The sequence below is a fragment of the Biomaibacter acetigenes genome (assembly GCF_003691585.1).
Lineage (GTDB): Bacteria > Bacillota > Thermosediminibacteria > Thermosediminibacterales > Tepidanaerobacteraceae > Biomaibacter > Biomaibacter acetigenes.
In genome coordinates this window covers 2,115,754-2,130,596 of record NZ_CP033169.1, presented here as the reverse complement: position 1 = coordinate 2,130,596, position 14,843 = coordinate 2,115,754, and the positions used below count along the sequence as shown (strand labels likewise).

Genomic DNA, 14,843 nt, shown 5'->3' with positions numbered 1-14,843 from the left:
AGCATGAGAATCACAAAAGAAACAGTGGAGCATGTGGCAAATCTTGCAAGGCTTTATCTTTCAGAAGAAGAAAAAGCCGAAATGACGGAGAAATTGAATTCCATCCTGGATTACATGGAGAAACTCAACGAACTTGATACCAGCCAAGTGCAGCCCACCGCCCACGTGATACCCATTAAAAATGTTTTCCGGGAAGACAGAATTTGGGAAAGCCTTCCGCTGAAAGAAACATTAAAAAATGCTCCCGACAGGGATGAAAACTTCTTCAGAGTGCCCAGGATTATTGAGGAATAACTTTGCAGATTGGAGGTTAAGGTTTTGGAACTACATAAGCTCACCATCCATGAATCCCATGAGCTTTTGAAGAAAAAAGAAATTTCTTCGGAAGAGCTCACAAAAGCGCTCTTTGAAAGGATAAAAAATGTAGACGATAAAATAAAGGCTTATATAACCCTTGATGAGGAAAGAGCTCTGCTAAAGAGCCGCGAGGTAGATAAAAAGGGTGATTTTTCAAATCCCCTTACCGGAATTCCGGCAGCCATAAAAGACAATATCTGTACAAAGGATTTAAAGACCACCTGTTCATCAAAAATCCTTGCAAATTTCATACCGCCCTACGATGCCACCGTTTCGGCAAGGCTAAAAACCGGGGATGTAGTGTTCCTGGGCAAGACCAACATGGACGAATTTGCCATGGGGTCCTCCACCGAGAACTCTGCTTTTTTTGCCACCAGAAATCCCTGGGACACGAGTCGGGTGCCTGGAGGGTCTTCCGGTGGTTCCGCAGCGGCGGTGGCTGCGGATGAGTGCATTTTTGCCATAGGTTCCGATACTGGTGGGTCCATACGTCAGCCTGCAGGATACTGCGGTGTGGTGGGGATGAAACCCACATACGGCAGAGTTTCTCGCTTTGGCCTTGTAGCATACGCCTCATCCCTGGATCAGATTGGCCCTATTACGAAAGATGTCACCGATTGTGCCCTTGTGTTAAATGCCATTGCGGGACATGATAAACTGGATTCTACATCGGCAGACATACCGGTACCAGATTATACCGAAAGCCTGAAGCCCGATGTAACGGGTATGAAGATAGGCATCCCCAAAGAATATATGGGTGAGGGAATTGATGCAGAGATTCGTGAAGCAGTTCTGGAGGCAGCCAAAATCTTCGAAAAGATGGGGGCTTCCTTTGAGGAGATTTCCCTGCCCCACACCGAGTACGCCCTCTGGGCTTATTACATCATCGCTCCAGCCGAAGCCAGTTCCAACCTTGCCCGCTATGACGGTATCCGCTACGGTGTCCGGGCAAAAGACTACGATGACCTCATCGACCTTTATAAAAAGACCCGCAGTGAGGGATTCGGAGCCGAGGTAAAGCGACGCATCATGCTGGGCACCTATGCTTTGAGTTCGGGCTACTATGATGCATATTATCTCAAGGCTCAAAAGGTAAGGACTTTAGTAAAAAGAGATTTTGATGAAGCCTTTAAGAAATATGATTTTATACTGGTACCCATAGCACCTACGATAGCCTTTAAAATAGGGGAAAATACCGATGATCCTTTAAAGATGTATATGAACGATGTATGCACCATACCGGTGAACATGGCCGGTCTCCCGGGCATATCCCTGCCCTGCGGCTTTTCGCAGGGAATGCCTATAGGCCTTCAGATCATTGGCAAGCCCTTTGATGAACCCACAATACTGCGGGCCGCATATGCTTTCGAACAGGCCACCGATTTTCATAAAAATAAACCCGGCATATAATTGGAGGTGATGACATGAACTACGAAACGATCATAGGACTTGAAGTGCATGTGGAGCTTTTTACGAAGTCCAAGGTGTTTTGCGGATGTTCTACGGAATTCGGCGGGGATCCCAATACCCACTGCTGTCCCATTTGCCTTGGAATGCCCGGAGTGCTTCCGGTGGCAAATAAAAAGGCGGTAGAGTATGCCATAAAGGCGGGACTTGCTTTAAACTGTGAAATAGCTGACTTTTCCAAGTTCGACCGGAAGAATTATTTTTATCCAGATTTACCCAAAGCATATCAGATTTCCCAGTACGATTTACCTCTGGCAAAAAAAGGATATATTGAAATAGAAGCCGGTGGAAAGACCCGCCGCATCGGAATTACCAGAGTGCATCTGGAAGAGGATGCAGGCAAGCTGGTCCATGAAGAGGGCAAGGGCTATTCTCTGGTGGATTTGAACCGCACCGGAGTGCCTCTTATAGAAATTGTATCGGAACCGGATATGCGCTCGCCGGAAGAGGCGTGGCTTTACCTCAATAAATTGAAATCCATCCTGCAGTACATCGAGGTTTCCGACTGCAAGATGGAGGAAGGATCCCTCAGGTGTGATGTGAATATATCCATAAGACCCGAGGGTTCTGAAAAATTTGGCACCAAAATAGAGATTAAAAACCTGGGTTCTTTTAAAGCCGTAAGGCGCAGCCTGGAATATGAAGAAAAAAGGCAGAGGGAAGTGCTGGAAGATGGTGGCTCTTTAGTGCAGGAAACCCGGAGGTGGGATGAAGCAAGAGGCATAACGGTATCCATGAGGAGCAAGGAAGAAGCCCATGATTACCGTTATTTTCCCGACCCGGACCTGGTGCCAATGGTCATTGACAGAGACTGGATAAGGGAAATAAAGGCAAATCTTCCGGAACTGCCCGATACTCGAAAGGAACGGTATATGAAGGATTTTGGGCTTCCTGCTTACGATGCCGGCGTCATCACTTCTTCCAAGGCTTTATCTGACTTTTATGAGGAATGTATCGCCCACTACCATGACCCCAAAACCGTCAGCAACTGGGTAATGGTGGAAATGATGGGCCTCATGAATGAAAAGGGAATGGAAGTGGAACAAATTAAGTTCAGACCGGAACAACTGGCCGGTATGCTTTCCATGATAGATAAAGGCACCATCAGCGGCAAAATAGCCAAAGAGGTCTTTAGAGATATGTTTGAAACCGGAAAGGACCCGGAGGCTATAGTCAAAGAAAAAGGGCTTGTGCAGATATCTGATGAATCTGAACTTGAAAAAATAGCCCAAAAGGTTATTGAAGAAAATCCAAAATCAGTCCAGGACTATAAAAACGGCAAGGAAAAAGCCATGGGATTTCTGGTAGGCCAGATGATGAAGGAAACAAAAGGAAAGGCAAATCCGCAAATGGTCAACGACATATTGAAAAAACTGCTTGGATGAACTAAAAATTTTTGAAATAGCAATTAAACCCCCCTCATGTAATATAAATATTATGTGAGGGGGGTTGCAATATATAAACCGGAATAAGTATACAGTCAAAGAAAAGAACGGGATATTTAATAAGTATGTTCCGATAAAAAATACCAGGAAACAAAACAACTTTTTAACGATGTAAATCGTTAAAAGAACTGAATAATTATACAATTATGAAAAAATATCTAAATTTATTAAAATGTAAGCTCACAATAGAAGGATTTTTAAATTTATTATCGAATATTTAAATGTCTAATTAAATTTAGATTTACATTTAAAGAGATAAGACGAAAATATTTAATTTTTTGCAACTTTGAAAGGGGGGATCTAAATAGATAAGAAATGAGTTAAGTATTTTTTCCAACATTTTTTATCTAATTATATTTTTCGGGAGGGGATTTGATGTTCAAAAAAAGCCTTGTGTTATTAGTAGTGCTTTTACTTGTAGTGACGACTCTTGCTGGCTGCGGTCAAAAACCTGCACAGCAGAGCGGCAGTGAACAGCAACAGCAGCAACCATCACAACAGCCTGCGGCAGAAGCACCCAAGAATATACTGCGAATGGCGATAATGTCCAATCCTCCAAAGCTTGACCCTGTATTTGCTACAGATACATCTTCTTCAAGGATAATATACCAGATATTCGAGACCCTGGTGGATTACGATAAGGACGGTAATGTACAGCCATTGCTGGCCGAGTCGTGGGATATCTCTCCGGATAAGAAGACATACACGTTCCATCTCAGAAAAGGCGTACATTTCCATAAAACCATTGAAGGCAAGCCTACCGCCAATGGCGGCCGTGAGGTAAAAGCTGACGACTGGGTATGGACATTTAATTACATCTTAAGTCCGGAAACTAAATCGCCCAGGGCATATTTCCTGGATATGATAAAAGGATACAAAGATTACCAGGATGGTAAGACCGACCATATCGCAGGTATTTCCAAGGTCGACGATTACACCCTGAAGATTGAAATAGATTATCCATTTGCACCTTTCCTGAGCATTCTCGCTTACAACACCTTTAACGTTCTTCCCAAGGAGGATGTGGAAAAATACGGTAAAGAGCAGTTCAACTTCCATCCCGTAGGAACCGGTCCTTTCAAGTTTGAACAGTGGGTCCAGGATGATAAGATTGTTCTTTCCAAAAACGAAGATTACTGGAAGAAAGACAAGGATGGCAATCAATTGCCATATCTGGATGGCCTGGAATTCAGGATTGTAACAGACCTTGCCATGGAATGGACAGAGTTTGGCCTGGGTAACTTTGACCAGATCGAAGAAGTTGATGATCCATACTATGCGGAGGCTAAAACGAAGGAAGGTTTCCAGGAACGTGCAATGCTGGGTACCTACTACTATGGATTCAACCTCACAAAGGCCCCCTTTAAGGGTAACAAGGCTCTCCGCCAGGCTTTCAACTATGCTATCGACCGTAAAGGCCTCATCGACATGGTGAGGAACGGCAGAGCACTGCCCGCCACCGGTGTGCTGCCTCCGGGAATGATGGGATACGATGAGAGCATACAGCCGCAGTATACCTTCGATCCCGAAAAAGCTAAGGCCCTCATGAAGGAAGCCGGTTACCCCAACGGTTTGAAAGTAGAGCTGGTTTACAATACCAGCGAAGGTCATAAGAGGATAGCCGAAGCGCTTCAATCCCAATTCAAGAACGTTGGAATCGACGTTTCATTAAAGAACATCGACTGGGGCGCATTGCTTGACGCCACCGACAAGCTGGAGATTCCGTTCTTCCGCATGGGCTGGGTGGCTGACTATCCAGATCCTGATAATTTCCTGTATGTGCTCCTGCATTCTTCCAATATTGGACCTAAAGGAAATTATTCGGGCTTCAACAACAAGGAATTCGATGACCTGACGGCCCAGGCAAGGGTAGAAACAGATCCTGCCAAACGCACCGAGCTTTACAAGAAAGCTGAAAGTATCGCTCGGGAAGAAGCTCCCTGGCTGTTCATCTACCACTATACCACACACTCTATGGTTCAGCCTTATGTTAAAAATGTAGAACTGCCTTTCTTCGGTGAGTTCTCCATGAAATATACCGAAGTAAAGCTAGAAAAATAGGTAAATAAATGACCTGGCTTCTCTAAAAAGAAGCCAGGTCAAAATATGGTATAAAGCAGCTCGAGGAGGGGGAAAAGTTTGCTCAACTATATAATAAGACGATTGATAGGAGCTATTCCTGTTATTCTGGGCGTAATAGCTGTTGTTTTTATACTTACTACGATTGTCCCCGGAGACCCGGCAAGGATAATGGTAGGCCAGAGGGGAGATCCAGCGACTATAGAAAAGATAAGGCATGAGATGGGGCTGGATAAACCCCTGGCAGTGCAGTTTGTAGACTTTATGAAAAATGCATTGACTATGAATCTGGGGAAATCGTACAGAAACAACATGACTGTGGTCCAGGCTTTGTTAATAAGATTGCCCGTTACTGTAAAACTGGCTTTTGCTTCTATGGTCATTGCTATTATTGTGGGAGTCCCGCTGGGGATAATTTCAGCTGTAAAACAATATTCATGGTTTGACTACGGGGCCATGTTTTTTGCTATCCTGGGGATATCCGCTCCGGTATTCTGGGTGGCACTGCTGTCTGTAGTGCTTTTTTGTGTGGTCCTGGGGTGGATTCCGGGGACCGGTACCCGGCAATGGAGAGTGGATATATTATGTATTGCCATCAGTGGTTCTGGGCCTGCGGCCGGGAGCACTCATCGCAAGACTTACCCGCTCCAGCATGTTGGAAATAATCCGGCAGGATTATATAAGGACAGCCCGGGCAAAAGGTTTGGCCGAAAGGGTTGTTATAATGAAACATGCTTTAAGAAATGCGCTCATTCCGGTAGTTACCATTATCGGTATTGAAACTGCCGGCCTTTTAAGCGGTGTGGTGGTGACCGAATATATCTTCTCTTTGCCTGGTATTGGAAGATTGAGCGTTGAGGCACTTATAAATCGGGACTTTCCCGTCATAAGAGGCGTTGTACTCTTCATGGCTTTCCTCTTCGTCTTGGCCAACCTCATAGTGGACCTTTCTTATCCATTTTTTGATCCAAGAATTAAATACGATTGATAGGAGGGGAAGCAATGGAAGTTAAAACTGAAGTAAAAAATGTAGTTCCGGGTAAGGCGAAGAGGAAAGTGGAAGGCCGAAGCCTGTGGATGGATGCGTGGCTTCGTCTAAAGAAAAATAAATCCGCTATGTTTGGAATGGCGCTGGTAATAGTAATATGCCTGGCGGCTATTTTAGCACCGTATATAACCAGGTATGACCCGTACGATCAGCTTATCTGGAAAGAAGGAGCATCGGCAAAACTTGCACCGCCCAGTGCAACACACTGGTTTGGGACCGATATATACGGTAGGGATATTTACACCAGGGTAGTATATGGTGCCCGAATTTCTTTACAGATTGGTTTTGCGGCTACTGGCATATCAGTGATTATCGGTGTGATATTGGGAAGTCTGGCAGGGTATTACGGTGGATTTATAGATGATATAATAAGCTGGCTGACCAATGTCATATTTGCATTCCCGTTCTTGCTTTTCGTTCTTGCGTTGGTAGCTTATCTTCCACCCAGTCTTCCGCTCATGTATATGTCCATAGGCATCATATCCTGGGCATCTTTTGCCAGAGTTGCCCGGGGGCAGGTGATACAGGTCAAGGAAATGGAATATGTGGAGGCAGCTACGGCCGTGGGCGGTGGCGATTGGAGAATTATTTTCAAGCACATACTGCCGAATATACTGGCACCGATAATCGTACAGGCGACCCTTGAGGTGGGGAGCATAATAATGCTCGAGTCTTCCCTGAGTTTTCTCGGATTTGGAGTTCAGCCTCCAAAGCCGGCATGGGGATATATGATTAATGAGGGCAGGCAATTCTTCCTTTCAGGTCAATGGTGGTGGTCGGTATTTCCGGGATTTGCCATCATGGCTTTAGTTCTGGGCTTTAATCTTTTTGGAGACGGTCTGAGGGATGCTCTTGATCCCCGACTGAAACAGTAGGGAGGGTAGTATAATGAATGATAATCTTGTGGAAGTCAAAAATTTAAAAACCTACTTTTTTACGGATGATGGAGTGGTTCCGGCAGTAGACGGAGTTGATTTCAGCATCAAAAAAGGAGAAACTCTGGGCATAGTCGGGGAATCAGGCTGTGGCAAAAGCGTTACATCCCTGTCTCTTTTAAGACTTGTGCCTAACCCTCCGGGGAAAATTGTAGATGGTGAAATGTATTTTAAAGGTGAAAACCTTCTTGAAAAATCTGAAAGCGAGATGCGCAAAATCCGCGGAAACGATATATCTATGATATTTCAGGAGCCCATGACATCTTTAAACCCTGTTTTTACCGTAGGCGAACAGATAAGTGAAGCTATAGAACTTCATCAGGGTTTAAACAAAAGAGACGCTCTGGCCAAAGCCGTTGAAATGTTAAAACTCGTGGGTATTCCCTCAGCTGAACAGAGGGTAAATGAATACCCTCATCAAATGAGCGGCGGTATGAGGCAGAGGGTAATGATAGCCATGGCGCTTTCCTGCAACCCGGCCCTTCTCATAGCCGATGAACCTACCACCGCTCTGGATGTTACCATACAGGCCCAGATCCTTGAGCTCATGAAGGATTTGAAAGAAAGACTGGGAACGGCCATAATGCTCATAACCCATGACCTGGGTGTTGTGGCCGAGATGGCGGAAAACGTGCTGGTCATGTATGCCGGCAAAGTAGTGGAATATGCCGATGTCAAGACCATTTTCAAAAATCCGAAACATCCCTATACGGTAGGCCTTCTGGGTTCTATTCCCAGGCTTGATCAGCCCAAAGAAAAACTGTATGTTATCGAAGGCGTTGTTCCAAATCCATTTAACATGCCGTCAGGCTGCCGGTTCCACCCACGCTGCCCTGAAGCCAGGGAAATATGCAAGACAAAAGAACCTGAATTATTGCACATTGACGGGCAGCAGGTACGATGCTGGAAATATACTGATGAGTGGAAAGGAGGCGGCAGGTAATGGTAAACACTCAGGAAAAATTGTTGGAAGTTAAGGGAGTAAAAAAATACTTTCCTATTACCGGCGGCATTTTACAAAAAACCGTGGGTTATGTTAAGGCTGTAGACGGGGTGGATATGTTCATAAAGCGGGGAGAAACCCTGGGCCTTGTGGGTGAAAGCGGATGCGGCAAGTCCACCTTGGGTCGGGTAATTTTAAGACTACTTGACGCCACCGAAGGGGAAATAAATTATGGTGGAAACAACATACTAAAACTCAAAAAAGAACAAATGCGGGAAATGCGCAAGAAAATGCAGATCATATTCCAGGATCCTTATGCATCTTTAAATCCCAGGATGACCATCGGGGATATCATAGGTGAACCCATGGACATCTTTGGTATGGCAAAAGGCCACGAGAAAGAAGAAAAAGTGTTAGAACTTTTACACGTGGTTGGCCTCGGAACACAGCACATAAGGCGGTACCCTCATGAGTTCTCCGGCGGGCAGCGCCAGAGGATCGGGATTGCCCGGGCACTGGCGGTAGACCCGGAACTCATCATATGTGACGAACCCGTTTCCGCCCTGGATGTTTCGGTAAGGTCCCAGGTGTTAAACCTGATGCAGGAATTACAGGAAAAATTTAGCCTCACATATCTCTTCATATCTCACGACCTCAGCGTTGTAAAGCATATCAGCGATAGGGTCTCGGTCATGTATCTGGGCAAAGTAGTGGAGATTGCCGAGAAAAATGAACTGTATGATAAACCCCTGCATCCATATACCCGTGCTCTTCTTTCGGCCATCCCCATCCCGGATCCGGAGGTTAAGAGGGAAAGGATAATCCTGGAAGGAGATGTGCCCAGTCCTGTAAATCCGCCCAGCGGCTGTCATTTCCACACCCGCTGCAAGTATGCAAAACCCGAGTGCAGCAAGATAGAGCCTGAATTAAAGGATGTGGGCAGCGAACATTTCGTTGCATGCCACCTGTATTGATAGACAAAAAAAGAGCCGGAGATTTCCGGCTCTTTTTAAATCAATTCGGGTTAATATCAATCACATTGAAAAAAACTCGACGATTTTTAGAAAGTATTTTATAATTAAAGAAACGATATTTGGAGGAATACTATGGCTACTATAAAACCATTTAATGCCATCAGGCCATTACCGGGACTTGTGGCAAAGGTGGCTGCACTACCCTATGATGTGGTGAGTACCGACGAAGCTAGAGAAATGGTAAAAGCAAATGAAATATCCTTTTTGCATGTAGACAAGCCGGAGATAGATTTTGATCAATCTATTAACCCTCATGATGATAGGGTTTATGAGAAAGCCCGGGAAAATCTTAAGGCAATGATCCAAAAAGGAGTATTTGTTAAAGATGCAGCGGAATACCTCTATATATACCGTTTGGAGAAAAGTGGCAAATCCCAGAAGGGCCTGGTCACTTGCGTTTCCATCGACGATTATACGAATAATATTATAAAAAAGCATGAAAACACCCTGGCTCCAAAGGAACAGGATAGGATAAACCATGTAAAATATACCAATGCCCATACCGGGCCAATCCTGATGGCATACCGAAAGAATCCGGAAATCACCGCTATCATCGATGAATGGTCTGCCGAAAATCCTGCGGTTTATGATTTTATATCCGACGATGGTGTTGCCCAAACGGTATGGGTTATAGATAATGAAAGCGTTATTAAAAAGATGGTGGAATTGTTTTCCGGAGTTTCATCATTGTACATCGCCGATGGCCATCACAGAGCCGCAGCCGCTGTCAAAGTTGGGCTGATGAGAAGAATGGAAAATCCGGATTTTACCGGCAATGAAGGATATAATTATTTCCTATCTGTAATTTTCCCCGATGATGAACTTACCATACTGGAATATAACAGGGTGGTAATGGATTTAAACGGTCTTATGGAAGATGAACTTATACGAAAAATTGGAGAAAAATTTGATGTCATATACAGGGACAGGGCCCCATATAAGCCGGTAGAAAAGCATACTTTTGGGATGTACATAAATGGAAAGTGGTACGGCTTTCGCACCAAAAGTGGTATTTTTAATGAGGATGATCCTGTGGCAAGGCTTGATGTTTCCATCCTTCAAAATAATATCATTGCACCTATTTTAGGCATCTCGAACCCAAGGACTGACAGCAGAATAGATTTCGTAGGCGGTATAAAAGGTTTAGAAGAGCTGGAGCGCAGAGTAAACAGCGGGGAAATGAAAGTAGCCTTTTCTATGTATCCCACTTCCATGGAAGATTTGATGAGCATAGCCGATGCAGGACAAATTATGCCTCCAAAATCCACGTGGTTTGAACCCAAGTTGAGGAGTGGAATCTTTATTCATAGTCTTGATTAAAAGATACATTATTCTACAAAAAATAAAGTTCACGGGAAAAAATCTCTTTTCAATTAAAGCAAAAATATTTTGCGTTTATTTGCATCCTTTGCAGTTTTCGGCAAAATCTTGTTCGGGGGGGGGTGGAAATGTGCCGGAGCAGCATGATTTAAAAAATATACTATCATTGGAAAGCATCAAAAATATTTTTGATACTCTCGACGAGGGGATTTTAATAGTAGACCGGGAATGCCGAATTATGTTTTATAACAGGACTCTTTCCCACTTTGAGGGATTGGATGCAAGCCTGGTGGTAGGCAAGACTATTTTTGAAGTATTTCCTTCCATTACCCCTGAAGAAAGCACCCTTTACCGGGTAGTAATGACGGGAAAACCGATTAAAGGAAGATTTCAGCAATACTTTAACTATAAGGGAAAGCAGATAAAAACGGTGAATACCACCATACCTATCACTGATAGGAGTGAGATAATTGGGGCCCTTGAAGTGTCCCGGGATATATCGGTTATCCTTGACCTCAGTGAAAAAGTCGTTAACCTTCAGCAAGGCTTTGGGTGCAAATCTACTCGATCAAAAAATGTGGGATTGAAATATAATTTTGACAACATTATAGGAAAAAATAATAGGATTCAGGAGATAATCGGCATATTAAAAAAAGCCTCCCAAACCACTTCTTCCATTTTGATTTATGGTGAAACAGGAACGGGAAAAGAGCTTTTTGCCCAGAGCATCCACAATGCAAGTCCCAGAAAAAATATGCCGTTTATAGCGCAAAACTGTGCTACCCTGCCGGAAAGTATCCTTGAGGGCATTCTTTTCGGCACAACCAGGGGTAGTTTTACCGGCGCTATAGACAAGCCAGGCCTATTTGAGCAGGCGGATGGGGGAACTATTCTCCTTGATGAGATAAACAACATGGGTCATGCCCTCCAGACAAAATTGCTGCGAGTGCTTCAGGAAGGAGTGGTCCGGCGCCTCGGAGATGTGACAGATATTCCTGTGGATGTGAGAATTATCGCTACCACCAATGAAAAGCCTTCGAAGCTTCTGGAAAGCGGGAAGCTAAAACAAGATCTTTTTTTCAGGCTCAGTGTTATATATGTGGAAATCCCGCCTCTAAGGGAAAGGCGGGAGGATATATATGACCTCGTATATTATTTTATAAAAAAATATAATGAGAAATTTAATAAAAATGTTTCGGGTATCCAGGAGGATGTTATAGATATTTTTCAGGAGTACACATGGCCCGGAAATGTGCGGGAGCTTGAGCATGTTATAGAAGCACTTATGAATTATGTGGATGAAGGTCAGATTAAAAGGGAGCACCTTAGATTTTTAAGTTTCGGGGCTTTTAAGAATTATATTGAAAAAGAGACCCCCGTTTTTACGGGGGTTCAGTTTAAAAAAAGAATTTTTGATTACGAAAAGAACCTTATAGTTGAAGTAATAAATAGCACCCAGGGAAATATTACCAAAGCTGCACAAAAAATGGGCATTAAAAGACAATTGCTGCAATACTACATGAAAAAATATGGGATAAGATGATCATTATTCAAATTTTTTCAATACATCGGTTAATGTCGGATTCCCTATTTCCTGTAGATTGTATTTCACCCGGACAATGGGTTTATTCGGTTTTATTACCCTGGTCAGATCAATGGGTGTGCCGGATACGACCACTTCACAATCTATCCGGTTAATGGTTTCTTCCAGTTCCTGCATTTGTTTTTCGCCATAGCCCATGGCAGGCAATATTGTGGAAAGGTGGGTGTATTTCTTATAAGTGTCCTTAATACTGCCTACAGCGTAAGGCTTTGCCTCTATTATTTCGCGGGCACCGAATTTTTTAGCGGCCATGTAACCGGCACCGAAGGTCATGCCTCCATGAGTGAGTGTCGGACCATCTTCTATCACCAGGGTCCTCTTGCCGCGAATTTTTTCCGGTTCACTGACAAAAATGGGCGATGCAGCTTCTATCACCGTGGCTCTGGTATTGACTTTTTCAATGTTTTCCCGAAGTATGTTAATATCATCGATATTGGCGGTATCTATTTTGTTTATGATAACTATGTCGGCCATCCGAAGGTTCATTTCTCCGGGATGGTACTTTAGCTCATGGCCCGGCCTGTGAGGGTCCACCAGTACAATGTGTAGGTCCGAAACATAGAACGGAAAGTCATTATTGCCGCCGTCCCATACAATCACATCCGCTTCCTTCTCGGCCTCCCTCAGGATTTTCTCGTAGTCTACGCCGGCATATACAATGATGCCGTTATCTATGTGAGGTTCATATTCTTCCCTTTCTTCTATTGTGCATTTATGAAAATCCAGGTCCTCATAGGAGGCAAACCGCTGGCAAACCTGTTTTTCCAGGTCACCGTAAGGCATTGGATGCCTTATGGCCACCACCTTTTTGCCCATATCCTTCAAAATCCGGCATACTTTTCTGGTGGTCTGGCTCTTTCCTACGCCGGTCCTGACGGCGCAAACAGATACCACTGGCTTTGACGATTTTATCCAGGTGTTTTTGGGCCCCATCAGGCGAAAGTCGGCGCCGGCGCTCAATACGATGGATGCCCTGTGCATCACATCTTCATGGGAAATGTCACTGTAAGCAAAAATTACCTGTTTCACGTTATTTTCTCTTATGAGATTTTCAAGTTCAGTTTCAGGGTAAATAGGAATGCCTTTGGGATAGAGTCTACCGGCAAGGGAAGGAGGATATTTTCTGCCCTCGATATTTGGAATTTGATTGGCCGTAAAGGCCACTATCTCATATGAATCATTGTCTCTAAAATAAGTGTTGAAAACATGGAAATCTCTTCCAGCAGCGCCCATGATGATTGTTTTGATTTTGTCCAAGGTTTAAACCTCCCTTATGTATTTTTCTATTAAAGATTTTAGCAAAAATTGTGCCATGTCTTATTTACTGTGTTTTAATGGTTTTTCTGCAAAAAAAATTTGCATCCGATGAACATCCACGAAGCGCAGGATTAAACTCTAGAGCAGCAGCATGAACTGAGGTGCCGGGCCATCTCCGGCAGGAGAGTGACTTTTTACGCCAAAATTATTCAGGTTCAATCTAAATTCCCTGGTATAAAAATTGCTTAATAATTTATCGGAGGTTGGTGACATGAACTACCCCCTGGTGGAAATTTACATTGAAAAAATCCGGCATAATGCCGGGTATTTAGTGGATTTTTGTTCAAAACATAATATCGAGGTCATGGGAGTGTCAAAAGGGGTCTGTGCCATGACGCCGGTGGTAAATGCCATGCTTCAAGCAGGGATAAAAAAATTGGGAGACTCCAGGATTCAAAACATTATTTCCATGAGGCAAAATAGTTTAAACTGCCCCATTTACCTTATAAGGATTCCCATGCTCTCCGAGGTAGCTGAAGTTGTACGATGGGCTGACGGCAGCCTGAACTCGGAAATAGATGTCATTAAGGCGCTTTCACAGGAATCCGTGATTCAGGGGAAGAAGCACAGGGTAATTTTAATGGTGGATGTGGGGGACCTGAGAGAAGGAGTTATGCCGGAGGATGTGCTGGATATGGTGGGAAAGATTCTCGGACTGCCGGGAGTAGAATTTGAAGGCCTTGGCACCAATCTGGGATGTTACGGAGGTATTTTGGCAAGTTACGAAAATACAAAAGTTCTGGTAGATCTTGCAGGGGACATAGAAAAAAGGTATGGTATAAAAGTAAAAACGCTGTCAGGGGGCAATACGGCGACCCTGAAACTTTTAGAAAAAGGCGGTCTTGCGCCGGGCATAAACCAGTTCAGGATAGGGGAGGCCATACTGCTGGGCACCGATGTGACCAACTTCCGAAAGGTTCCGGGGACCCTGCAGGATACTATGGTACTCAAGACCGAAGTAATTGAAGTAAAGGTAAAACCTTCAAGTCCTATAGGAGAAATAGGTCGGGATGCCTTTGGAAATATTCCGGTATTTGTGGACAAAGGCCCCATGAAAAGGGCCATAGTGGCTCTGGGAAAGCAGGACTGCAGGATCGAGGGTTTAACACCGGTGGATGAAACTATGGAAATACTGGGGGGCAGCAGCGACCACCTGTTGGTGGATGTAACAAATAGCAGGAATATCCAGGTGGGTTCTATCATCCAATTCCGCATGTCCTATGGTGCCATGCTGAGCCTTATGACATCGGAGTATGTGGGCAAGAAAATAGTATAGTTCCACTTTTTAAAAGAGG

12 protein-coding genes and 1 pseudogene are annotated in these 14,843 nt (G+C 44.2%); 11 read left to right on the top strand and 2 right to left on the bottom strand.

Annotation, left to right across the window (positions count from 1 at the left end):
- The first annotated feature begins 3 nt into the window (after nt 1–3).
- The 10 genes and pseudogenes from gatC to D2962_RS10895 all read left to right on the top strand — a co-directional run bounded on the left by gatC (nt 4) and on the right by D2962_RS10895 (nt 12,171).
- Nucleotides 4–294, top strand: a complete 291-nt coding sequence (gene gatC / locus D2962_RS10940) for an Asp-tRNA(Asn)/Glu-tRNA(Gln) amidotransferase subunit GatC (RefSeq protein WP_122014986.1) — start codon at nt 4–6, stop codon at nt 292–294.
- A gap of 24 nt (nt 295–318) precedes the next feature.
- Nucleotides 319–1,767 (top strand): Asp-tRNA(Asn)/Glu-tRNA(Gln) amidotransferase subunit GatA, encoded by a 1,449-nt coding sequence (gene gatA / locus D2962_RS10935; protein WP_122014985.1) that lies wholly within the window; start codon nt 319–321, stop codon nt 1,765–1,767.
- A 14-nt stretch (nt 1,768–1,781) separates the two neighbouring features.
- Nucleotides 1,782–3,209, top strand: coding sequence for an Asp-tRNA(Asn)/Glu-tRNA(Gln) amidotransferase subunit GatB (gene gatB, locus D2962_RS10930; protein WP_122014984.1), 1,428 nt, complete (start codon nt 1,782–1,784; stop codon nt 3,207–3,209).
- 435 nt (nt 3,210–3,644) lie between these two features.
- Nucleotides 3,645–5,330: an ABC transporter substrate-binding protein gene (locus D2962_RS10925; RefSeq protein ID WP_122014983.1), complete on the top strand. Its 1,686-nt coding sequence runs from the start codon at nt 3,645–3,647 to the stop codon at nt 5,328–5,330.
- Between the two features lie 78 nt (nt 5,331–5,408).
- Nucleotides 5,409–6,336: pseudogene (locus D2962_RS19645) on the top strand (ABC transporter permease).
- Between the two features lie 14 nt (nt 6,337–6,350).
- Nucleotides 6,351–7,271 carry an ABC transporter permease gene (locus tag D2962_RS10915; protein WP_122014982.1) on the top strand — a complete coding sequence of 307 codons (921 nt, stop codon included), beginning with the start codon at nt 6,351–6,353 and terminating at the stop codon, nt 7,269–7,271.
- Between the two features lie 13 nt (nt 7,272–7,284).
- Nucleotides 7,285–8,274, top strand: a complete 990-nt coding sequence (locus D2962_RS10910) for an ABC transporter ATP-binding protein (protein WP_120765831.1) — start codon at nt 7,285–7,287, stop codon at nt 8,272–8,274.
- The gene (locus D2962_RS10905; RefSeq protein ID WP_120765832.1) at nt 8,274–9,248 is read left to right on the top strand and encodes an ABC transporter ATP-binding protein; all 975 of its coding nucleotides are present in this window, start codon (nt 8,274–8,276) and stop codon (nt 9,246–9,248) included. Before D2962_RS10910 ends, D2962_RS10905 begins: the two co-directional genes overlap by 1 nt.
- Nucleotides 9,249–9,380: 132 nt before the next feature.
- Entirely contained in the window at nt 9,381–10,628 is a 1,248-nt protein-coding gene (locus D2962_RS10900) for a DUF1015 domain-containing protein (protein ID WP_122014981.1), read from the top strand.
- A 130-nt stretch (nt 10,629–10,758) separates the two neighbouring features.
- Nucleotides 10,759–12,171, top strand: a complete 1,413-nt coding sequence (locus D2962_RS10895) for a sigma-54 interaction domain-containing protein (protein ID WP_120765834.1) — start codon at nt 10,759–10,761, stop codon at nt 12,169–12,171.
- A gap of 3 nt (nt 12,172–12,174) precedes the next feature.
- Here the strand turns inward: D2962_RS10895 and D2962_RS10890 are convergent, their stop codons facing one another.
- Both D2962_RS10890 and D2962_RS19280 read right to left on the bottom strand, forming a co-directional pair.
- A complete protein-coding gene (locus D2962_RS10890) occupies nt 12,175–13,464 on the bottom strand; it encodes a cyclic 2,3-diphosphoglycerate synthase (protein ID WP_122015775.1) in 1,290 nt (429 codons plus the stop codon).
- A 162-nt stretch (nt 13,465–13,626) separates the two neighbouring features.
- Entirely contained in the window at nt 13,627–13,761 is a 135-nt protein-coding gene (locus D2962_RS19280) for a hypothetical protein (protein WP_281273659.1), read from the bottom strand.
- On the opposite strand from D2962_RS19280, the gene D2962_RS10885 reads away from it, so the two are divergent.
- On the top strand, nt 13,760–14,824 hold the full coding sequence (locus tag D2962_RS10885; RefSeq protein WP_120765835.1) for an alanine/ornithine racemase family PLP-dependent enzyme: 1,065 nt from the start codon (nt 13,760–13,762) through the stop codon (nt 14,822–14,824). The two genes, D2962_RS19280 and D2962_RS10885, sit on opposite strands and share 2 nt — an antisense overlap.
- Nucleotides 14,825–14,843 lie beyond the last annotated feature (19 nt).